Raw genomic sequence first — 21,181 nt, forward strand, 5'->3', positions numbered from 1 at the left:
TGGATATAATATTAATAAAAAATAACAAAACAGCTGTTTACGGCTGTTTTGTTTTTGTGTAAAATGGTTTTATGCGATTCAATTTCCTTAATTTGATTTCAGGTGAAGATTGAGTTGGGATGTTCTTGGTTTATACAACACACATAAGAAAAGGTGATGATAGCGATGGAGATTAAAGCGGTTGTTGACAGAATAGAGAATGGGTACGCAATTTTAAAACCTGAAGGGTATGTAATGGAAATATGCATTCCTGCCAATACCACCGATAAGAAATACTCAAGAGGCGAGAATATAACTTTGTCTATAAATGGCGATGATGAAAATAATGGATAAAAACCAAAGTTTGTGAAATATTAGTAGTAAATTATAATTTGAGAGGTTACCGATGAAAAGACAGAAATTGATGGTTATTGATGGAAACAGCATATTGAATAGAGCATTTTACGGATTACAGGGAACCAACCTTTTAGCTACTTCAGACGGTCTATATACTAATGCTGTATTTGGGTTTATCAATATAATGAATAAGTATATTGAGGAGGAAAATCCTCAGTATATATGTGTTGCTTTTGACTTAAAGGCACCTACTTTCAGGCATAAACAATTTGACGGCTATAAGGCGAATAGAAAAGGAATGCCTGACGAATTAAGGGTTCAGGTCCCGGTTATCAAGGAAGTTCTTGATGCTATGTGTATAAAGCGGCTTGAGATGGAGGGGTTTGAAGCTGATGATATACTCGGTTCCATATCATTGTGTGCACAAGAGAAGGATATTGATGTAATAATTATTACTGGGGATAGAGATGCTCTGCAGCTTGCAGGTAAAGGTACAAGAATAAAAATACCCAAGACAAAGGGCGGTAAAACTGAGACAGAAGAATATGATTATAACACTATACGTGAAAAGTATAGCATAGATCCTGTTCAGTTTATTGATGTAAAGGCTCTAATGGGAGATACCTCGGATAATATACCGGGGGTTCCGGGAGTAGGTGAAAAAACCGCATTGGATCTTATAAAGACGTATAACAGTTTGGAAAACCTATATGATAACCTGGAGCAGATTACTAAAAAAGGACTTAAAGAAAAGCTTGAGACTTATAAGGAACAGGCATTTATGAGTAAAAATTTGGCTGCCATTGATAGAAATATGCCATTTTTGTGCCATTTTGATGAGCTTGTAAGGAATGAATTTGATAAACCTAAACTCTATGAACTTTTTAGACGCCTCGAATTCAAAAGCTTTATTGACAAGTTTGGTTTGAGAGACAGCCAACCATGCCACAATTGTATAGCTATAGAGACAGAGATTATAGACGATGGCCAGGGAGTTATGGATTTAAAGCAAAAGATACACGAAGCAAAAGAGGTAGCATTTTATTATTTGATAGACAGGATTGATAAATTTACAAACAAGCTTGCAGGACTTTGTGTATCAATAAAAGAGGGAAGCTCATACTTTTTAAATATTAATGAAAGACTTACTGAAAATGAGTTCTTAGAAGGGTTTAAAAGCATATTTGAAGATGGTGAAATCAAAAAATATGGTCATGACCTGAAAAATTTTATTGTCTATTTAAAGCAAAATGGTATAGAACTAAACGGGGTTGCTTTTGATACAATGATAGGCGCCTATATTATAAACCCATCCAGGGAGACTTATACCATTTCGGAATTAGCAGCTGATTTTTTGAATACGAATGTTAAGCCGATAGAAGAAATGGCAGGAAAAGGCAAGAGTTTTTTACCTTTTGGAAGTATGGATGTGGAAGAACTTAAAAATGTGGTAGGTTTGTACCCTGAAATTATATATAAGGCAATGAAGAAAATTGATGATAAACTAAATGAAAATGATCAATTAAATCTATATTATAAAATTGAGCTCCCATTGGTGAGAGTTCTCGCAGATATGGAGTTTTATGGGTTTAAGATCAATATTAACGAACTAACGGTTATATCAAGGCAGCTTGATGAAAAGATTAACCAGCTTACCTTAAAGATATATGAACTTGCAGGTGAAGAGTTTAATATCAATTCTCCAAAGCAATTAGGTGTAGTATTGTTTGAAAAGTTGGAACTCCCGATTATAAAGAAGACAAAGACCGGTTATTCGACGGATGCTGAAGTTTTAGAGGAGCTTGCAGAAAAGCATGAGATTGTATCTAACATCCTTGAATACCGTCAGCTGGTAAAATTGAAATCAACGTATATTGAAGGCTTGATGGCAGTTATAAATCCTCATACGGGTAAAATACACTCAAGCTTTAATCAGACGGTAACTGTTACCGGTAGAATAAGCAGTACCGAGCCAAACCTTCAAAATATTCCAATTAAGCTTGAGATGGGAAGAAATATTAGAAAAGCATTTGTACCGTGTGATGGTAATTATAAACTGGTTGATGCGGACTACTCCCAAATTGAACTTAGGGTTTTAGCCCACATAACCGATGATGAGAATATGATTGGCGCATTTAACAATAATGAGGATATTCATACTTCTACGGCTTCAAAGGTATTTGGTGTACCTAATGAGGAAGTTACCTCAGCTTTGAGATCAAAAGCAAAAGCTGTAAATTTTGGGATAGTTTACGGGATTGGGGATTTCAGCCTTTCAAAGGATCTTGGTATTACCAGAAAAGAGGCCAGAAATTATATTGATGGGTATCTGGATAAGTACGCAAATGTAAGAAAATACATGCATGACATTGTTGCTCAAGGAAAAGAGTTTGGATTTGTTACTACTATGTTTAACAGGAGAAGGTATTTACCTGAGTTAAAAGCAAGCAATTTCAATGTTAGATCTTTTGGCGAAAGAATAGCGATGAATACTCCTATTCAGGGAAGTGCTGCCGATATTATCAAAATAGCCATGGTTATGGTACATAGTGAACTAAACAGAAGACAACTCAAATCTAGGCTGATTTTGCAGGTTCATGACGAGCTTATTATTGAGGCTCACGAAAGTGAGTTGGAAGAGGTAACAATGATTCTCAAAGAAAGCATGGAAAATGCAACAGCTTTGAAAGTACCTTTGAGTGTCGATGTTAAATCCGGCAATAGCTGGTATGAGACAAAATAGATTAGGAATGCTGAAATATAACTTCGGATGAGGATGTATGCAAAGTGAGAATAATTGGAGTTACAGGAGGGATTGGAAGCGGTAAAAGTACTGTTTCTAAAATTCTGGCTTCCTTTGGAGCGCACATAATTGATGCCGACAGGCTTGCAAAAGAAATAGTGGAAAAGGGGCAGAATGCTTTAAATGAGATAGTGGATTATTTTGGTCCATCTGTTCTAAATGCAGAAGGCAATTTAGACAGAAAGAAGCTTTCTCATATAGTGTTTAAGGATAAGAATAAGTTGGAAATTTTAAACAATATAACACATAACAATGTTGCGCAAAAGATTATAGAAAGACTTGATAGCTTGGATGATAATGAAACCGCCGTAGTTGATGCGCCAATTCCGATTAAACACGGATTTTTAGATGTGGTACATGAAGTTTGGGTTGTTACTGCGGATAAAGAAGTTCGTATAAAAAGGGTTATGGAAAGAAGTGGACTTACATACAATGAAGTAGAGGATAGAATTAATTCACAGCTCAGTGATGACTTCTACAAAAGCATTTCTAATACTGTAATAATTAATAATGGTACTGTTGAAGAATTGCTGCTTCAGGTTAAAAATTACTATTACTTGTAATATTGATAGGTAGGTATTAGCGTTGAGAAAAATCAGAAGGTCTTTAAAGGTATTAATTGTACTCATAATTGCTTTAGTTGCAATTGTATATGTTTTAAATAGTGTGGGTAAAAAGATATTCCCATTAGAATATAAGGGGTATGTTATAAAATACTCCGAAGAGTATGAACTAGATCCACTTCTAGTATTTTCGGTAATAAAAGCTGAGAGTAATTTCAATCCACGGGCAACTTCACGAAAGAATGCAAGGGGATTAATGCAGATAATGGATAATACGGGCATTTGGGCAGCAGAACAAATTGGTATCGAAGAATTTCAAGTTGAGTCCTTATATGACCCCGAGGTTAATATAAGGATTGGGTGCTGGTATTTGAAAAAACTAAGAAATGAGCTTTACAAATATAATGGTGAAATAAATAACGATCTTATTTTAGCCGCTTATAACGGTGGAATAGGCAATGTGCAAAAGTGGTTAAAGGACAGCCAGTATAGTAGTTCGGGGAAAACTTTGGATAGAATACCTTACAAGGAAACTGAGCATTATGTCAAAAAAGTTAATAATTATCAGAGAATTTATAAAAAACTTTACGAAAAAGAGATTTAGTGGTATTTTATTATTCAAAGAACTCTAATTTGTTAGGAGGAATAGGTGTGACAAATAAAATAGTATATGAAAGAGATTTACTATATCCGATCGATAATGAAAATGAATTGGGTGCTATTCATTTGGAAGTGTATGGGGTAGGTAAAAATGGAAAAATTCAAGTTGTTATTGAAAATAAATCAAGATATTTACTGGTAAAATATATAGATTCAATCATCAATATAATGCAGAGTGATGTATTTAACAGACTGGATGTTAATGTTTTACATGGTGTTGATATAAATATTTTAGCTGATGAGGAAATGAAAAAGCTTTACGGAAATAGAAAATATATAAAGGTTGTAATAAATGACGGAAATAAGAGTTTTGAAGCAATCGATGAAATAAATATATAAGGAGCAATTATCATTTACACAAAAAAACTACCTTGAATTTGACATTTAACAAAATGATTACTATAATATTATTATATTAATTATTATATATTAAAGAGGGCATAAAGTTAATGAATATAGGGTCTTATATTTTATAGGTTTAAATTAATAGGACCTAACATAGGAAAATAGACCTATGTTAAAATCATTTCAATGGTATATAATGTTGTTGGCAGCAGAAATCAGGAAAGGGAATGCATTTTGAAATCTAACAGGTTCGGCTATTTATATCTTTTAACTACTATTATCTTATTCAGTACATATGAAGTTGTCAGTAAAACTTTAGTTAATAAGGTTGATCCATTTCAAGTCAATTTTTTAAGGTTTTTTATCGGTGGTGTTTTACTTTTTTTTGTTATATTGGCCAAAGGTGATATTGCAATAAAGCCTAAGGATCTTGGAAAGACAGCGGTAGTAGGAATTATTAATGTTTTTTTCAGCATGAATCTGCTGCAACTTAGCATAAATATTCCAAATTCCAAAGCTTCTATCGCAGCTGTGATATTTAGCAGTAATCCTATTTTTGTAACAATTTTTGCAGCCTTGATTGACAGAGAAAAAATCAAGTTATATAAAATTGTTGGTTTGATGTTTGGCGTCCTTGGTGTAATTATGATATCTTTAAATGGTATGAAACAGGGTTTTATGAATTTGAAAAGTCCATTGCTTGCTTTGTTGTCGGCTGTTTTATATGGTCTGTACACTGTTTTAGGAGGAAAAGTATCATCAAAAATCGGGAGCCTTAAAATGAATTCTTATTCATTTCTTCTTGGAAGCTTGGCATTATTACCGTTTTTGGTGCTTTATAAGGTTCCGGTTCTTAAGTTTGATTATTCTGCAACGTTTCAGATAATATATTTGTCCGTATTTGTAACTGGTATTGCTTATCTTACATATTTTAAGGGTTTGGCGCTAACCGGTGCAAGTAAAGGCTCACTTGTTTTTTTCCTTAAACCCGTTTTAGCGTCTGTATTTTCAGTAATTATTTTAGGTGAAAGAATTACAACAAATTTTGTTTTTGGAACTATACTTATCATTTTTGGAATAATGTTGGTACTTTATTGGAACAAACTTTCGGTTAAGATAGGATTAAAAAGGGGGGAGGTATAGAAAATGCCGATCAATTGACGGTTAAAGTAATTGCAACGCTATTATCGATAGCCCTATTGATAAATGTTTAAAAGAGATAAATTTGCATTGGGCTAAAAATGCGATTTTAAGTGAAATAAAAAATAATCCAAAAAGGAATAGAGGAAACTATGATCAATGATATCATAAGTGAGTCTATAAAGGAAAAGAAGCAAAAATTAGCTAAATTTAAGCGTAATATGCTGTATTTCAGATGGACCTTGTTGATATTTATTATTCCGGCTTTTCTATTTGGTTCAGAATATGTCATTTCTAAAAATTCTGTATACCAGATCATGGTGCTTACGGCTATATACAATACTTTAATAACTCTTTTGATTATCTTTAGCAGACCGGAAAGAGTTAAGAAAGAAGTTGCAATTGTTTTTTATGTAGATGTAGTACTGATTTGTTGTATCTCGTATATTCTAGGTGGTATTCAATCGGATATCTTTATCGTTTTGCTGTTTATAATTGCTTATTATGGTATTAGCAGAGACATTGCAAGTATCGTCAATATAACCATTTTTACAATTACTGTGTATTCTGTATTTACATTAGGTTTTGAAAGAAACAGGCTTAATGAGTTTAATTATTGGAGACTTATAACCAGAGATTTGTTTATGCTTATTACTGCCTATGCAGTGTCGATTGTCATAACAGAAGTTAAAAAGTATGATGAGATGCACAAAAGGGAATTTAAGCTGGCTAGAACAGATAAGCTGACAGGGCTTGCAAACAGGCATTATTTTGATCAGAAGCTTGAAGAGGAAGCACTTTATGCAGATTACGCAAGGCAACCACTAAATGTTTTAATGTTTGATATTGATAATTTTAAGAAGTTTAACGATACATATGGTCATATATGGGGAGATAAGCTTCTATCCATGTTTGGCGATATTGTTATGCAAAATATCAGAAAGACAGACATACCTGTTCGATATGGTGGAGAAGAGTTTATTGTCCTTATTGGGGATTTGGATCTTGAAATGGTGAAGAGTATTGGAGATAGAATCAGAGGACAGCTTGAAAAGCAAAACTTGAATATGGGCAGTGAACACACAAAGTGCAAGGTAACGGTGAGCTGTGGTATAGCTCAGTATCCTACACATTCTAAAGATATAAAAGAGGTTATAGATTTTGCAGACAAAGCATTATATTACGCAAAGGAAATAGGGAAGAATATCGTAGTTAGTTATGATGAAATAGGAAAACTGAGAGAAACAGTTCAGATAGATATAGAAACCTATTTAAATAATTAAGATCTATTAGGAATGATTCTGGAAGAAGTTTATGATGAACCATCACAACCGTTTGAAGTAAATTGCTATTAGGTAAAGTATACAAAAGAGCTACTTTTCTTCGATGAAAAGTGGCTCTTTATAAGTTTAATGAAAATTATAATTATATTAGCAGCTATTCCTTATCCAGATTTTCTTCTTTGTTTTCTTTAGCTTGTACAGGGTCAATTAAATACTTTTTAATTGAAGCGTGGGCATGATAATTTATTATAAATCCTATTGTACTTGTGGAAATAAATATAAAACCCAATATTCCTATAGGCATAAAAATTGATAATATAATTATTACAGCTAAACACAATAAATAGACTAAAGTATTTTTTAAAAAATTTATTAAAGTAAGTAAAAATGCGTTTTTATAAATTTGGAAAACGGTCAATTCAATTGTAACCATCATTTGGTAAATATACATATGCATCATTGAAAAAACAAAAAACGAAATTATTATTAACCAAAAAGTTATGTTCCCAAGCAAACTTGTCTGATTATAAAAATAATTTATTTCCATTATTAAAACAGCTGTAACTGCCATATCAATTAATGATACTGCCAAACCCTGTTTCCAGTTTCTCTTCGAATGTTCTTTAAAGTCATCGAATATAAAAGTGTTTTCTTCTCTGGCAAAGTTTCTTAAAACATAAGTAAATCCAGCCTGAAATGGGCCGACTGTTATCAATGGAATACATACTAGAAGGCTCGTAACAGTATATGCAATAAAAAGGTTTAAGCCTCCTGACATTTTATCACTGCTTAAGAAATAATTGATCAAAAGAAATGCTATAAAAATAGCAGGTAGATTAAAAATAATATTCATTAAATTTAACAAGACAAGTTTGGTAAACTTTGTTGTATAAATATCAAAAAATGCTTTTAATCTTGATCTATTATCCTCTTTCGCGGCTTCAGGACCTGACTTTGAGTAATTTGGTAAAATCGGCATTTGAAATTTGCACATCCTTCAATTTATTTATTAACTATTCTACCAATTGTGTTTAATATATTCAATATAAAAATATCGGGAATTGATTTACGTAAAAATATTAACAAAATGGGTGAGGTATTGTCTGTATAAAACGGACAGATAATACCTCACCATTTCCTTTAATAGTTATTAGATTGTTTACAGACCTTAAATACTTTCCTCAAATGAAGTTAAAGCTTTTTTCCAACAGCTTGCGCTACTGGTTTTAATTCGCTCATGAGTTGGGCGAATTTAGAAGGTTTTAGTGACTGGCTTCCATCACAAAGTGCAGTATTGGGGTCTAAGTGGACCTCAATGATTAGTCCGTCAGCTCCTGTAGCAATTGCGCCTTTTGAAAGTGCACTAACATATTTCCAGGTACCTGTGGCATGGCTTGGGTCAACTACTATAGGAAGGTGGGAGAGTTCTTTAACTACAGGTATGGCACTCATGTCTATAGTGTTACGTGTTGCAGTTTCATATGTGCGTATTCCTCTTTCACAAAGTATAATGTTAAGATTCCCGCTAGCCATGATATATTCCGCAGCCATCAGCCATTCTTCAATTGTTGCAGAAAGCCCTCTTTTTAGAAGTATAGGCTTATTTGACATACCAACTTCTTTTAAGAGTCTGAAGTTTTGCATATTTCTTGCTCCAATTTGGAGGATATCTGTATAAGATGAAACAAGTTCAACGTCTCTTGTATCAATTACTTCAGTGACAAGTTTCAAACCAGTTGCTTCTCGGCCTGAGGCCATAATTTTCAGGCCATCTTCCTCGAGACCCTGAAAAGCGTATGGTGATGTACGCGGTTTAAATGCTCCGCCTCTTAAGATTTTGGCACCAGCCTCTTTGACTTTTATTGCTGTTTCGACATAGTTTTCTTCACTCTCTATAGCGCAGGGACCAGCCATAACAACAATTTCATCGCCTCCTATTTTTACATCTCCTACCTCAACTATTGTAGGAGCTTGTTTTAACTCGCGGCCTGCCAGTTTGTAAGGTTTCATTATTGGAACAAGGTTTTCAACACCCGGCATAGCAGATATAGTGTGAGTATTTAGCAGTCTTTTGTCACCTATTGCTCCGATTACGGTTTTTATTTCTCCAGATATCGGATGTGTCTTAAATCCCAATTCAAATAATTTTTTTTCTACATTGTTAATTTGTTCTTTTGTAGCATTTGCATTCATAATAATAATCATATTTCATACCTCCTAAAATATTATTGGTAAAATAAAAAAACTCCTCATCCCTTAAGGGACGAGGAGTGTATTATCCACGCGGTACCACCCAAATTGGCAATAAAGCCCACTTGTAAAACATACAGGAACTGATTAAATTCCGATATATTCTTTCTTTTAACGGTGAAAGCTCCGGTTTAGCCTACTTTAGTAAATTATACTTTTCAGCTTACAGCTCTAAGGGGAACTTCGACTATACTACTTTTACCAGGCTTTCACCATCCCTGATTCGCTTAAAAAGACTAGTATAATTTACTTTTCCTTATCATTGCTTTTAAGAAATATTAAGTATTAAAATATATAATAACACCAACACTATACATAGGTCAAGATAAAAATAATTACTTTTTTATAAACTAGGAAAACAAAGTTTGCATTTTAGTATCATTATATGATATCATTTATATATGTGTATCATTTCTTAAAGTTTTTCCTAGATTTACTGACATTCATAATAAGTATTCTTTAGCTAGCTGCATTACATTTATTAAATTAAGGAGGGTAATGCTAATGGAAGGAATGCAAAAAATAGTAGTATTTACTCTTAATAATGAAGTATGTGGAGTGGACACTATACAGGTTAGGGAAATCGTCAAGTATGAAGAAATCACCAAATTGCCTAAAATGCCTCAATTTATTGCTGGAGTAATCAGCCTGAGAGGTACGGTAGTTCCGGTCGTAAATCTTAACCAAAGGTTTGAGCTGGGGGATTCTGAGATTACGAAAAAGACAAAGATAATTATAACCGATTTGGAAGGTAAGCTAATTGGATTTATTGTTAATGACGTTTTGGAAATAATTAAGCTTTCGGCTGAGAATATTGAAAGCACACCTGAAATAATAAGAAAAATAGATAATTCTTATTTGAAGAACGTTGGAAAAAACGGTGACAATTTAATTTCAATATTGGATTTAAGTACAATCCTGACAGATACTGAAATAAGGAATCTTAATTAATAAGGAATAGCTGAAGTTATATTTTCAGCGTTCTAAATATTTTAATAGAATTTCGTGGGCATTGATCTTCTGAGGTTTGAGGACGTTTGTTACTCAAATTCCTTAAACAAAAAAGAGCATCATGCTCTTTTTTGTTGTTTTATGTGCTATAAAGTTAAAACGCCTTATACATTAAACCTGAACAGGGTAACATCACCATCATTCATTACATATTCCTTACCTTCGGATCGTACTAGACCTTTTTCCTTTGCCGCAGTGTATGATCCACATTCCATGAGATCTTTGAAAGCTACTATTTCAGCCCTGATAAAGCCTCTTTCAAAATCAGTGTGTATTTTTCCTGCAGCTTGAGGAGCCTTTGTTCCTTTTACTATTGTCCAGGCTCTAACTTCCTGTGGGCCGGCTGTAAGGAAGCTGATAAGACCCAATAATTTATAGCTCGCTTTTACAAGCCTGTCCAATCCGGATTCAGATAGCCCGAGCTCTTTCAAAAACTCTGCCTTTTCTTCATCTTCAAGCTGTGCTATTTCTTCTTCAATTTTAGCACAAATAACCATAACTTCGGAGCCTTCCTTTTTAGCATGATCTACAAGCTCCTGCAAAAGCGGATTTTTTGAAGTGTCATGTAAACCATCTTCAGCTACATTAGCGGCATATAATACAGGCTTTGAAGTAAGTAAAAACAATTGATCAACCATCTTTTCCTGTTCAGCATCAAATTTCATTGATCTCGCAGGCTTACCTTCGGACAGGGTTTTTAGTATTTCTTCATAGAGATCCAACTCAGTCTGGAATTTTTTATCGCCTGATTTCAGCATTTTGCGAGTCCTGTCAATTCTTTTTTCCATAACTTCCAGGTCTGCTAAAACAAGCTCCATTTCAATGGTTTCCACGTCACGTACAGGGCCGACGGAACCATCAACATGAACTATGTTGCTATCCTCAAAGCATCTGACAACATGGACAATTGAATCAACTTCACGTATATGGGATAAAAATTTGTTACCAAGACCTTCACCCTTGCTTGCACCTTTTACAAGGCCTGCAATGTCAACAAATTCTATTGCAGTTGGAGTTAGTTTTTCAGGATTGTACATCTTTGCCAGTTTATCAAGTCTTTCATCAGGAACGGCTACTATTCCTACATTTGGTTCTATAGTGCAAAATGGATAATTGGCAGATTCGGCGCCTGCCTTTGTGATAGCATTAAACAAAGTACTTTTACCTACATTAGGTAGACCAACTATTCCTAATTTCATTAATAACATCTATCCTTTCTGATTTTCAACGCAACTATTCCGGTTGATATCATTTAAACTAATTTTATAAACCAAACTAAATTATATATTATATAAACTTTCAATGCAATAAGTATAAAAGTTTGTGGGCAGCTTTTAGTTGGAATTTTTAAGGATTTCAAATGTTATAAATCTCAGGTTGCAAACTTTTTTGGGAATACTTTTTTTAATACTTCCCAAATAATATATGCAACACCTATTGTGTAAATCGGGTGAAGCGGAAATACATATCTTGAGTTACCTTCAAGCACAAACATCATTGCATTGAAATAGGCAAATATCAAAAGTATGAAAGTTGTGAAGTCTATTTTCCTATAACGTATAAATCTGTACAAAGCGTAAATTATAAAGGCAAAAAGTACGATGTAAAAAGGCGGATACAATAACATTTCCAGTTTAACCGCTTTAGAAGTTATAGGATGCCAGGTGTCTATATAAGTAGTCAATGCCCACCTGATATCATCGGTTTTTAAGACATATGAGTTGGCAATTCGTTTAAATGCAAGTTTTATAAACTTATCGGGATGTTCTTTTATCCATTTATAAGCAAGCTCTTTTCCAACCTTGTGTGTTGCCATTTCATCGAACCCGGTTTCAGTTCTATATTTAAGAAATGGACTATCTTTGTATTTGTAAGGGTCAGTCCATGAACCGTTGGCATTGTCATTGTTGTTAACATATATAACGTAGCCTCCATTGGTCGAAAATACAGGTTCACCAAAGACAATATAGTTTCTGATAACCCATGGAGCCACAACTAAAGCAACAGCAACTGCAAATGAAGCTATATAAATTATTTTCTTTTTTAAATTCAGATCCTTCTTTATAAAGATAAAAAGTGCAAAAATAAGAGGTATAAACATTCCAATCGGTCTTACAAGAGTGAGGTATCCAATTAATAATCCAATAAGAAGCGGATTGTTTTTATTAAAAAACAAATATATTGAAAGCATTAGAAGTGCTGAGAATAATATCTCTGAGCAATGTATGCTGTTGTATGCAATGGCAAGGGGTGAAAATGCAAATAACACCAATGTAATTAATGCAATTTTCTCATTGAAGAACTGCTTTGCAAGTTTGTAGGTTAAAAACATTATTAAAGTAGATAATACTACATTAAACAGCTTTCCTACAATAAGTTTTGTGCCGAAAACAAGATATAAAAGTGCAAGTGTTCCGGGATATCCAATAGGTCGGAATGCTGTTGGCTTGCCAGGAGTCCCTGTATAATATGGATAAATACCGTTAAGAAATCCTTTACCCTGTGAAAGTTCTATACCCTTGATACGATACCACATAAAATCTGTCTCAGGGTACGTTGGCATGACTATTATCCAAACAAGCCTTAAAATTACTCCAGCAAGTATTATTAACAGGTAAGGGTATTTTTTTATGAAATCTACAGTCTTCTTTAACATAGTGTCTCCTTATAAGGTTTTATATAGAACATTTTACTTTCCTTCTTTGGAGTATGTCAAGGTTAATATTATTGTGTAGGTAGGCGAATTGGAAAGCAGCTTAAAAGAATTTATAATATGGCATACAGCTGTCAATTTATAAATGATACACTTATTTTATAGTGGATAAAAAGGGGATAAGGGCTATTGATATGAAGTTTGTTCCGGCAAAAACAATTGTATCCGGCTCAATTGTTTTTTGCAAACAAGCTAACAAATTGACTATAGCATTGGCCCAAAAAGGGGCGTAGATACCCCTATTTGCCCAATATTTTATGTAGAATACGATGAATAAATGATTTTTTTTCTTTAACGTTTTCGCTCTTTACAACTTCTGTGCTTCGTTTGATAGAATTTACAGGAGTGTCCTTTGAAGGCCTTGGTGCAGGTTTGGCGATTGAGTGGGGTGGTTTGTTTTGTTGGGTAGGATAGCCTGTACCGGTCCTTTTGACTGCTTTATTCGTATTAATCTCGGTTGCTTTACCATTAGGTTTATTATGGTGTTGAGGAGGTTTGTTATAAGATTGTTTTGTTGGTGTTGCTTTTGAGTTTGATCCTGAATCTGTGCGTGTTGGTCTGTGTTGCAGTGAGTTTGCCCTTGCCCATTTATCTGCCGCAGCCTTTTGAGCGTTGTACATTTCTTGGGTAGGCAATTCTCCTTCAGTAATCATAGCTCCGATATGTTCTTCTATGGCATAGAGGCTCATAATGTCCTCACTTGTAACTAAAGTAAGGGCGCGACCTCCGTTTCCTGCTCTGCCTGTACGACCAATTCTATGCACATAATTGTCCTTCTCAAGGGGAACATCATAGTTGATAACAAGGGACAAATTATCTATATGGATACCTCTTGCGGCAACATCAGTGGCTACCAGTAAATGAAAATCTCCCTGCTTAAACTGCTGAATGGTCTTCATCCTCCTGGCCTGAGGGATATCCCCATGTAGTGACTGACAAGCATATCCCTTGCGGGATAAAAAGCTTTGAACCTTATCAACTGCAATTTTAGTGTTACAAAAAATCATACAGCTTTCAGGCCGTTCAATTAGAAGCAGGTGGTTCAACTCCGTGTTCTTTTGCTGGTTATCAATACGGTAGTATATTTGTTCAATTGTATCAACTGTTTTTGTTTGCGATTTAATTTCTATAGTTAAAGGTTGTTTCATGTATTCCTTGCATATCCTACGGATTTCAGGCGGGATGGTAGCTGAAAAAAGCAGAGTCACCCTATCTTTTGGCAAGGTTCTTATAATTTTTACTACTTGATCTAGAAAGCCCATGTCAAGCATTCTGTCTGCTTCATCAAGTATTAGAAAACGTATGTTTTTGGTTATCAAATTTCCGGTATGAATGTGGTCATAAGCGCGGCCAGGTGTTCCTGTGACAATGGAGATACCACGTCTTAGAGCCTGAATTTCTACATTCATACTGTGCTGACCATATACTGCAGTTGTATGGTGATCAAGATGTTTGGCCATTTTTTTTAGCTCATTGTCTACTTGGACTGCAAGTTCGCGTGTTGGTGTGAGAATCAGACCCTGTGGTCCATCTGCTTTAGGATCAATCATTTGCAGCATGGAAACGCCAAAAACTGCAGTTTTGCCACTGCCAGTTTTAGACATTACAATCAGATCTTCATGATTCAAAATGTGGGGAATTGCTTTGCTCTGTACTTCTGTAGGTGCCTCAAAACCCATTTCTTCTAAGGCCTTTAAAATTGGCGGCGAAATGCCCAGATCATTAAAACTGTTTTTCATTATTATCCTCTTTCGTAATTTGTGAGATGTTTAGATTATAACATTTATTTTGAGTTTATTCTAATTTATTTTGCGGTTGATCAAATTCTATCATACGCACAAGAATTTGTGAAGCATCATTAAGCTCATTTTCTACCGATTTAATTAAGGTTGTGCTTAAGCTAAAGTAAACGCTGAGAAAAGGATTGCATTTAGACAGCTTGCTGTGCTATAATGCTATTAAGAATAGTTGAGATGAGTTTATATTGTGAAGAGATGAGAAGAGACGAGGCTAGATGCGATAATTTAATTGCGTTCTATATGCCAGGATTCTTTGTTCTGGCTTTTTTAGTTGGTTCAACTCTCATGTCTTCCTTGTGAAAACAAAGGAGGCATCAAAATGTTTTATCCATGCATTGATGAAGTCAAGGATTTAGCCAAAGACTTTACTATTATTCCTGTTTCAATGGAAGTTTATGCCGACATGGAGACACCTATAAGCCTTTTTAAAAGATTTGAGCAAAGTAAATATTGTTTTCTTTTAGAGAGTGTTGAAGGCGGTGAAAAGTGGGGACGGTATTCTATTATTGGTAGAAATCCTTTTATTGTAGCCAAGAGCTATAAAAACAAAACTATAATTGAAGAAAAAGATGGAAAGGTATCTGAAGTTGAAGGTAACCCGGTTGAGGTAATCAGATCACTTATGGAGAAATTCAAAGGAGCCAGTTTGCAAAAGATGCCGAGGTTTAGTGGCGGTGCTGTTGGTTTCTTTGGATATGACATGATAAGGTATTACGAAAATCTTCCTAATGTACCGGAAGACGACTTGAACCTGCCTGAAAGTCATTTCCTGTTTACTGATGAGGTGCTGGTTTTTGATCACTTAAAGCAAAAGATTCATATAATAGTAAATCTTCACGTCGATGGAAACTTGGAAAGAGGCTATAACAGTGTTATAGATAGAATTAAGTCAATTTATAATGAGATTTTGGATACAAGATGGAAGACCACTGATAATTTCAAACCTGACTTTGATAAAAAGAACCCGGAGTTTAAATATACAAGCAATGTTACCAGAGAAGAGTATTGTGAAAATGTTTTAAAAGCAAAACAATATATAAAAGATGGAGATATATTTCAGGTGGTTTTGTCTCAACGTCTATGCGTTGAAACCAACCAGAATCCGTTCAACGTATACAGAGTGTTGCGTTTAATAAATCCATCCCCATATATGTACTATTTAAAGTTCAATGACTACAATATAGTCGGTTCATCGCCTGAAATGCTGGCAAGGGTTGAGGAGGGTACAGTTGAAACGTGTCCGATAGCTGGTACCAGGAAAAGAGGTCAGACAAAAGAAGAGGATGAAGCTCTTGAAAAAGAACTTTTGGCTGATGGAAAAGAACTGGCCGAGCATACAATGCTTGTTGACCTTGGAAGAAATGATATTGGAAGAGTATCACGTTATGGGACGGTTAAGGTGAAGGATTTAATGCATATAGAAAGGTACTCACATGTAATGCACATTGTTACTAATGTACAAGGTGCTATAAGGGAAGATAAGACAGCATTCGATGCAATGATGTCAATTATGCCTGCAGGAACTTTGTCGGGAGCACCAAAGGTGAGGGCAATGGAGATTATTGATGAGCTTGAGAATGTAAAAAGAGGCCCATATGGCGGTGCTATCGGATATCTTAGCTTCAATGGAAATCTGGACAGCTGTATCACTATAAGAACAATGATCTTTAAAGATAACAAGGCATATGTTCAATCTGGCGCCGGAATAGTAGCCGATTCAGTTCCGGAAAATGAATATGAGGAGTGCTTAAATAAGGCAAAGGCACAGCTAAAAGCATTAGAGGAAGTTGGTGAAATAAGATGAGTGGGAAAATATTGATAGTAGACAATTATGATTCTTTTACTTATAACCTTTATCAGTATATTGGTGAGATAAATCCAAACATAGAGGTATACAGGAACGACAGAATAACTATTGAAGAAATCAGGGAGAAAGCTCCTTCGCACATTATAATTTCACCAGGTCCGGGATTTCCTAAAGATGCAGGGATAAGTATTGAACTTATCAAAACGTTGGGCAAATATATACCTATAATGGGAGTATGCTTAGGACATCAGGCAATAGGTGAGGCATTTGGAGGAAAGGTTATACATGCAAAACAACTTATGCATGGAAAAGCTTCAGAGATTTTTGTAAATAGGGAATGTGCTTTGTTTAAAACGCTAAATGAAAAAATAACGGCCGGAAGATACCATTCACTTATAGTAGAGAATGAAACGCTTCCTTTGTGCCTGCAAGTTACTGCCAGGGCTGAAGATGGCGAAATAATGGGTATAATGCACGAAACTTATCCGGTTTATGGAATTCAGTTTCATCCGGAATCAATTCTTACACCGAATGGAAAATGCATATTAAGAAATTTCCTTGAAATTAAAATATAAAAGCTTCTAAGAGGTAAAGAGGAGATTAGGTAAGATAATCAGACAATATTAAGAAGAGAAGAGAGGAGAATTTAGAATGGTAAAAGGGGCAATTCAAAAATTAGTTGAGGGCAAAAATTTAAGCGAGAAGGAAATAATAGATGCATTAAACTGCATTATGGAAGGTGAAGCAACTCAGGCACAAATAGGAAGCTTTATTACGGCTCTCAGGATTAAGGGAGAGACTATTGAAGAAATAACCGGATGTGCTAAGGTAATGAGAGAAAAGGCAGATAGGATAATGCTGAATAAGGAATACTTCATAGACATTGTGGGAACAGGCGGAGATTGTTCATATACGTTTAATATTTCAACAGCAGCAGCTTTTGTAGCTGCAGCAGGAGGAGTAACTGTTGCAAAACACGGAAATAGGTCTGTATCAAGTAAAAGCGGAAGTGCCGATGTTTTGGAAAGTCTGGGTATTAATATTTCATTAGAACCTGAAAAGGTAAAGAGATGTATTGAAGGGCTTGATATAGGCTTTATGTTTGCTCCGACCTTTCACAAATCAATGAAACATGCAGCAGGCCCTAGAAAAGAGTTGGGGATCAGGACAATATTCAATATTCTTGGACCTCTTACAAATCCAGCTGGCGCAAAAGGTCAGGTTCTTGGGGTGTTTAGTGAAAAATTAACCGAACCATTGGCTTATGTTCTTTCAAATCTAAATGTTGAAAATGCCATGGTTGTATACGGAATGGACGGAATGGATGAAATATCCCTATCTAGCCTAACAAGGGTTTCTGAATTAAAAGACGGTAAAGTCACTACTTACGATTTGAATCCTGAGAACTATGGGTTGAAAATGGTGAATAAGGCGGATATTATAGGGGGAGACTCAAAGGAAAATTCGAAGATAATTTTAGATATATTTAGTGGAGAAAAGGGACCTAAAAGAGATATTGTAGTATTAAATGCTGCAGCGGCTTTATATGTAGGAAAAGCAGCAGAAGATATTAAATCAGGCATAAAAATGGCAGAAGAAATAATAGATAGTGGAAAAGCATTGGATAAGTTGAATGAGTTAAAAGCGCTTTCAAATTCGTTTATTCCTGTTTTGTATTAATGCTTTTTTGATATGACAAACTTGGAGGTATTTATGATTTTAGATAAAATTGTAGAACAAAAAAAGATACAGCTTAAAGATGAAATGAGCAGGATATCAATTGAAGGTTGGAAACAACGGATTAAAAGGCCTGGTATGCACAGCCCGCAGAACTTTTTTAAAGCACTTAAAGATAATAGTGATATATCAATAATTGCTGAGGTAAAGAAAGCTTCTCCTTCGAAAGGAATAATTAAAGAAGAGTTTGATCCGTTGATGATTGCCAGGGAGTACAGCGAATCTAATGTGCAGGCAATGTCTGTTTTGACAGAAAAAAACTTCTTTTTGGGTGATGACGATTATCTCGTAAGGATACGACAGGCATATCCTATTCCACTCTTAAGAAAGGACTTTATTATAGATATGTGGCAGGTATACCAATCAAGGTGCCTTGGAGCAGATGCAATACTCCTGATTACATCCCTGCTTTCTGACGAAGACTTGAAGAAGTTTCAGGTTGTTGCTGGTATACTTGGTATGCAGTGTCTTGTTGAGGTTCATAACAAGGAAGAACTTGATAGGGCATTGGAATCGGGTGCTCAAATAATAGGAATAAACAATAGAGATCTCAATACTTTTAATGTAGATATTAAAACAACTGAGAAGCTTATGAATTATATTCCAAATGACAGAGTTGTTGTCAGCGAAAGCGGAATAAAGGATTACAGCGACATTAAATATTTAAAAGAACTTGGCGTTGATGCAGTATTGATTGGTGAAACATTTATGCGCGCTCCGTCTATTAAGGAAAAAATAAAAGAGCTTAAGGGGACAATGAGAGTATAACTTTTACTTTTTGTGTGACAGTTAGGCTTAAGCAAAATCAGAGGAAGTTATATTTAGGAATGGTGTAGACATGACTAAAATAAAAATTTGCGGCATAAAAAGGATCGAAGACATTCAATTTGTAAATAAGTATAAGCCTCAGTACATAGGTTTTGTATTTGCTGAGAGCAAGCGCAGGGTATCTGTGGATCAGGTCAGGTATTTAAAGCAGGGGCTTGATCCGCAGATAAAGACTGTTGGGGTATTTGTGAATGAAAGCATTGATAAAATTGTTGAGGTTCTCGCTGAGTGCAAACTGAACTGCATTCAGGTTCATGGAGATGAGACTCCACAGTATATTGATACGCTAAAGGGAGTACTGGGCTCACAGCCTGCAGGTAAGGGTGTTGAAATTTGGAAAGCTGTAAGGGTAAAGGATGAAAAATCTATAGCCATGCTGAAGTCGTATGTGGTTGATGCATTTTTATTGGATGCCTTTGTAGAAGGTTCGTATGGAGGTGCAGGAAAGGTTTTTGACTGGAAATTGGCAAACCTTGCAAAGTCATGTGGAAGGATTTTTGTGGCGGGAGGATTAAATGCTGACAATGTCTCAAATGCGGTTGAAGCTTCAAGACCATATGGTGTAGATGTGAGCAGTGGTGTTGAGACAGAAGGCTGTAAGGACGAATCCAAAATCAGATGCTTTATGGATAAAGTAAAGGGTGTTGATAATTGTGAAGTGTTGTAAGTCTTCGTTCATATATACAATAGACAAATGGCCAAGCAACAATCTTGTTGTAGACAGTTATTCCTTTAAAGCCTTTTGATAGCGCGTCCCTGGGTATGTGAAAGCTTATTTCTGAATATATATGAAATAGGTCATATTTTAGGGAGGCGGATTTTTTTATGAAATCTACAAAATCAAAAGGCAAAGCATCAATTATAGGAACGGGGTTAGTTGGTTCATCTGCTGCATTTGCTCTTGCAATGAGCGGTTTGGTTTCAGAACTTGTGCTAATAGATGCTAATAAGGATAAGGCGAAAGGGGAGGCGCTTGATTTAAACCATGGGCTTTCTTTTTTTATTAATATGTCAATAACCTCTGGAGATTTTGAGGATGTAAAAGATTCAGATATAATAATTATCACTGCAGGAATTGCGGGTAAGCCAGGACAGGTAGAAGCTGACTTTACCGAGATGAACGTAAATATAATCAAAGATGTAGTTCCTAAGATAATGAAGAATTACAATGGAGGGGTATTACTTGTTGTTTCCAAACCTGTTGATATACTTACCTATGTTGTACAAAAATTATCAGGATTACCTGAAAATAAGGTGATTGGGACCGGTACAGTTTTAGAAAGCTCGAGATTGCGCTATCTATTAAGTGAACACTGTAATATGGACGTAAAGAACATTCATGCATATATAATTGGTGAACATGGGGAAAGTCAGTTCCCGTTATGGAGTGCAACAAATATAGCAGGCCAGAAATATGATGATTTCTGCGCTCTATGTACAAAAAAGTGTGGGAACGCTGAAAGAGTCAGAATTTTTAATGAAGTGAAAAATGCAGGAGCAAAAATAATTGAATTAAAAGATGCAACACATTATGCTATAGCAATGGGGATTGTCAGAATAGTTGAGGCTGTCTTGAAAAACCAGAATTCAATATTGACCGTGAGCAGTGTCATAAAGGATAGTTATGGGATAAATGATGTGGCTTTGAGCTTACCTTCCGTTGTTAATTTTAATGGAATTGAAAGGATGTTCAATATTTCATTGACACATGAGGAGCAAGATAAATTAAATGTATCTGCCATAAAGCTTAAAGAAATTCTTAGGAAAGTTATGTAGGCTTTAAAGAAAGAAAAGCTCAAAATCTGCTGAATATATACCGGCAGCAGATTTTGGGCTTTTGTTTTAAGTAGAAAATGTCCTGAAATTAATTAACTTTAGTGTTCGGTATAAATAAATATTTTATAGA

Annotated in this window: 21 protein-coding genes and 1 other annotated feature; of the genes, 16 read left to right on the forward strand and 5 right to left on the reverse strand. The window is 35.0% G+C overall.

Annotated features, from left to right (window positions below):
- Positions 1-153 precede the first annotated feature (153 nt).
- The 7 genes from ACECE_RS31400 (at position 154) to ACECE_RS0225210 (ending at position 7,130) form a co-directional block, all read left to right on the forward strand.
- The gene (locus tag ACECE_RS31400; protein ID WP_205410222.1) at positions 154-333 is read left to right on the forward strand and encodes a hypothetical protein; all 180 of its coding nucleotides are present in this window, start codon (positions 154-156) and stop codon (positions 331-333) included.
- 52 nt (positions 334-385) lie between these two features.
- The gene (gene polA, locus ACECE_RS0225185; protein ID WP_010252502.1) at positions 386-3,079 is read left to right on the forward strand and encodes a DNA polymerase I; all 2,694 of its coding nucleotides are present in this window, start codon (positions 386-388) and stop codon (positions 3,077-3,079) included.
- A gap of 44 nt (positions 3,080-3,123) precedes the next feature.
- Positions 3,124-3,702 (forward strand): dephospho-CoA kinase, encoded by a 579-nt coding sequence (gene coaE, locus ACECE_RS0225190; RefSeq protein ID WP_010252504.1) that lies wholly within the window; start codon positions 3,124-3,126, stop codon positions 3,700-3,702.
- Between the two features lie 22 nt (positions 3,703-3,724).
- Positions 3,725-4,306, forward strand: coding sequence for a lytic transglycosylase domain-containing protein (locus ACECE_RS0225195; protein WP_010252506.1), 582 nt, complete (start codon positions 3,725-3,727; stop codon positions 4,304-4,306).
- A gap of 47 nt (positions 4,307-4,353) precedes the next feature.
- Positions 4,354-4,701, forward strand: a complete 348-nt coding sequence (locus tag ACECE_RS0225200; protein ID WP_010252508.1) for a hypothetical protein — start codon at positions 4,354-4,356, stop codon at positions 4,699-4,701.
- Between the two features lie 192 nt (positions 4,702-4,893).
- A complete protein-coding gene (locus ACECE_RS0225205) occupies positions 4,894-5,850 on the forward strand; it encodes an EamA family transporter (protein WP_010252509.1) in 957 nt (318 codons plus the stop codon).
- Between the two features lie 149 nt (positions 5,851-5,999).
- The gene (locus ACECE_RS0225210; RefSeq protein ID WP_010252510.1) at positions 6,000-7,130 is read left to right on the forward strand and encodes a GGDEF domain-containing protein; all 1,131 of its coding nucleotides are present in this window, start codon (positions 6,000-6,002) and stop codon (positions 7,128-7,130) included.
- Between the two features lie 154 nt (positions 7,131-7,284).
- On the opposite strand, the gene ACECE_RS0225215 is transcribed toward ACECE_RS0225210, so the two are convergent.
- Together ACECE_RS0225215 and aroF are read right to left on the reverse strand one after the other, a co-directional pair.
- Complete coding sequence (locus ACECE_RS0225215; protein ID WP_010252511.1) at positions 7,285-8,109, reverse strand: YesL family protein; 825 nt, start codon at positions 8,107-8,109, stop codon at positions 7,285-7,287.
- A 212-nt stretch (positions 8,110-8,321) separates the two neighbouring features.
- Entirely contained in the window at positions 8,322-9,335 is a 1,014-nt protein-coding gene (gene aroF / locus ACECE_RS0225220) for a 3-deoxy-7-phosphoheptulonate synthase (RefSeq protein ID WP_010252512.1), read from the reverse strand.
- Positions 9,336-9,386: 51 nt separating this feature from the next.
- Positions 9,387-9,652, reverse strand: a binding site (T-box leader).
- Positions 9,653-9,884: 232 nt separating this feature from the next.
- Here aroF and ACECE_RS0225225 point away from each other — a divergent pair.
- Positions 9,885-10,331, forward strand: coding sequence for a chemotaxis protein CheW (locus tag ACECE_RS0225225; RefSeq protein WP_010252513.1), 447 nt, complete (start codon positions 9,885-9,887; stop codon positions 10,329-10,331).
- Positions 10,332-10,495: 164 nt separating this feature from the next.
- Here the strand turns inward: ACECE_RS0225225 and ychF are convergent, their stop codons facing one another.
- Both ychF and ACECE_RS0225235 read right to left on the reverse strand, forming a co-directional pair.
- Positions 10,496-11,590 (reverse strand): redox-regulated ATPase YchF, encoded by a 1,095-nt coding sequence (gene ychF / locus ACECE_RS0225230; RefSeq protein ID WP_010252514.1) that lies wholly within the window; start codon positions 11,588-11,590, stop codon positions 10,496-10,498.
- Positions 11,591-11,763: 173 nt separating this feature from the next.
- Positions 11,764-13,047, reverse strand: coding sequence for an ArnT family glycosyltransferase (locus tag ACECE_RS0225235; protein ID WP_010252515.1), 1,284 nt, complete (start codon positions 13,045-13,047; stop codon positions 11,764-11,766).
- Between the two features lie 161 nt (positions 13,048-13,208).
- On the opposite strand from ACECE_RS0225235, the gene ACECE_RS32735 reads away from it, so the two are divergent.
- Complete coding sequence (locus tag ACECE_RS32735) at positions 13,209-13,337, forward strand: hypothetical protein (RefSeq protein ID WP_456049049.1); 129 nt, start codon at positions 13,209-13,211, stop codon at positions 13,335-13,337.
- Positions 13,338-13,343: 6 nt separating this feature from the next.
- Here ACECE_RS32735 and ACECE_RS0225245 read toward each other — a convergent pair whose 3' ends face one another.
- Positions 13,344-14,843: a DEAD/DEAH box helicase gene (locus ACECE_RS0225245; RefSeq protein ID WP_010252517.1), complete on the reverse strand. Its 1,500-nt coding sequence runs from the start codon at positions 14,841-14,843 to the stop codon at positions 13,344-13,346.
- A 234-nt stretch (positions 14,844-15,077) separates the two neighbouring features.
- On the opposite strand from ACECE_RS0225245, the gene ACECE_RS32740 reads away from it, so the two are divergent.
- The 7 genes from ACECE_RS32740 (at position 15,078) to ACECE_RS0225275 (ending at position 21,051) form a co-directional block, all read left to right on the forward strand.
- Complete coding sequence (locus ACECE_RS32740) at positions 15,078-15,203, forward strand: hypothetical protein (protein WP_456049050.1); 126 nt, start codon at positions 15,078-15,080, stop codon at positions 15,201-15,203.
- Between the two features lie 19 nt (positions 15,204-15,222).
- Entirely contained in the window at positions 15,223-16,707 is a 1,485-nt protein-coding gene (gene trpE, locus ACECE_RS0225250; protein ID WP_010252519.1) for an anthranilate synthase component I, read from the forward strand.
- Positions 16,704-17,285: an anthranilate synthase component II gene (locus ACECE_RS0225255; RefSeq protein WP_010252521.1), complete on the forward strand. Its 582-nt coding sequence runs from the start codon at positions 16,704-16,706 to the stop codon at positions 17,283-17,285. Before trpE ends, ACECE_RS0225255 begins: the two co-directional genes overlap by 4 nt.
- 76 nt (positions 17,286-17,361) lie before the next feature.
- The gene (gene trpD, locus ACECE_RS0225260) at positions 17,362-18,390 is read left to right on the forward strand and encodes an anthranilate phosphoribosyltransferase (protein ID WP_010252522.1); all 1,029 of its coding nucleotides are present in this window, start codon (positions 17,362-17,364) and stop codon (positions 18,388-18,390) included.
- A gap of 33 nt (positions 18,391-18,423) precedes the next feature.
- The gene (gene trpC, locus ACECE_RS0225265) at positions 18,424-19,215 is read left to right on the forward strand and encodes an indole-3-glycerol phosphate synthase TrpC (RefSeq protein ID WP_010252524.1); all 792 of its coding nucleotides are present in this window, start codon (positions 18,424-18,426) and stop codon (positions 19,213-19,215) included.
- Between the two features lie 70 nt (positions 19,216-19,285).
- A complete protein-coding gene (locus ACECE_RS0225270; RefSeq protein ID WP_010252526.1) occupies positions 19,286-19,942 on the forward strand; it encodes a phosphoribosylanthranilate isomerase in 657 nt (218 codons plus the stop codon).
- Positions 19,943-20,100: 158 nt separating this feature from the next.
- Positions 20,101-21,051: an L-lactate dehydrogenase gene (locus ACECE_RS0225275; protein WP_010252528.1), complete on the forward strand. Its 951-nt coding sequence runs from the start codon at positions 20,101-20,103 to the stop codon at positions 21,049-21,051.
- Positions 21,052-21,181 lie beyond the last annotated feature (130 nt).

Source organism: Acetivibrio cellulolyticus CD2, from assembly GCF_000179595.2.
GTDB classification, from domain to species: Bacteria; Bacillota; Clostridia; order Acetivibrionales; family Acetivibrionaceae; genus Acetivibrio; species Acetivibrio cellulolyticus.

Bases quoted from the DNA above. Each gene is read 5' to 3' on its own strand.
- ACECE_RS0225210 (WP_010252510.1), top strand. From the start codon at position 6,000: ATGATCAATGATATCATAAGTGAGTCTATAAAGGAAAAGAAGCAAAAA.
- ACECE_RS32740 (WP_456049050.1), top strand. From the start codon at position 15,078: ATGAGTTTATATTGTGAAGAGATGAGAAGAGACGAGGCTAGATGCGAT.
- ACECE_RS0225215 (WP_010252511.1), bottom strand. From the start codon at position 8,109: ATGCCGATTTTACCAAATTACTCAAAGTCAGGTCCTGAAGCCGCGAAA.
- trpE (WP_010252519.1), top strand. From the start codon at position 15,223: ATGTTTTATCCATGCATTGATGAAGTCAAGGATTTAGCCAAAGACTTT.
- ychF (WP_010252514.1), bottom strand. From the start codon at position 11,590: ATGAAATTAGGAATAGTTGGTCTACCTAATGTAGGTAAAAGTACTTTG.
- ACECE_RS0225255 (WP_010252521.1), top strand. From the start codon at position 16,704: ATGAGTGGGAAAATATTGATAGTAGACAATTATGATTCTTTTACTTAT.
- trpD (WP_010252522.1), top strand. From the start codon at position 17,362: ATGGTAAAAGGGGCAATTCAAAAATTAGTTGAGGGCAAAAATTTAAGC.
- ACECE_RS0225235 (WP_010252515.1), bottom strand. From the start codon at position 13,047: ATGTTAAAGAAGACTGTAGATTTCATAAAAAAATACCCTTACCTGTTA.
- aroF (WP_010252512.1), bottom strand. From the start codon at position 9,335: ATGATTATTATTATGAATGCAAATGCTACAAAAGAACAAATTAACAAT.
- trpC (WP_010252524.1), top strand. From the start codon at position 18,424: ATGATTTTAGATAAAATTGTAGAACAAAAAAAGATACAGCTTAAAGAT.
- ACECE_RS0225245 (WP_010252517.1), bottom strand. From the start codon at position 14,843: ATGAAAAACAGTTTTAATGATCTGGGCATTTCGCCGCCAATTTTAAAG.
- ACECE_RS0225270 (WP_010252526.1), top strand. From the start codon at position 19,286: ATGACTAAAATAAAAATTTGCGGCATAAAAAGGATCGAAGACATTCAA.
- ACECE_RS0225275 (WP_010252528.1), top strand. From the start codon at position 20,101: ATGAAATCTACAAAATCAAAAGGCAAAGCATCAATTATAGGAACGGGG.
- ACECE_RS0225225 (WP_010252513.1), top strand. From the start codon at position 9,885: ATGGAAGGAATGCAAAAAATAGTAGTATTTACTCTTAATAATGAAGTA.
- ACECE_RS0225205 (WP_010252509.1), top strand. From the start codon at position 4,894: ATGGTATATAATGTTGTTGGCAGCAGAAATCAGGAAAGGGAATGCATT.
- polA (WP_010252502.1), top strand. From the start codon at position 386: ATGAAAAGACAGAAATTGATGGTTATTGATGGAAACAGCATATTGAAT.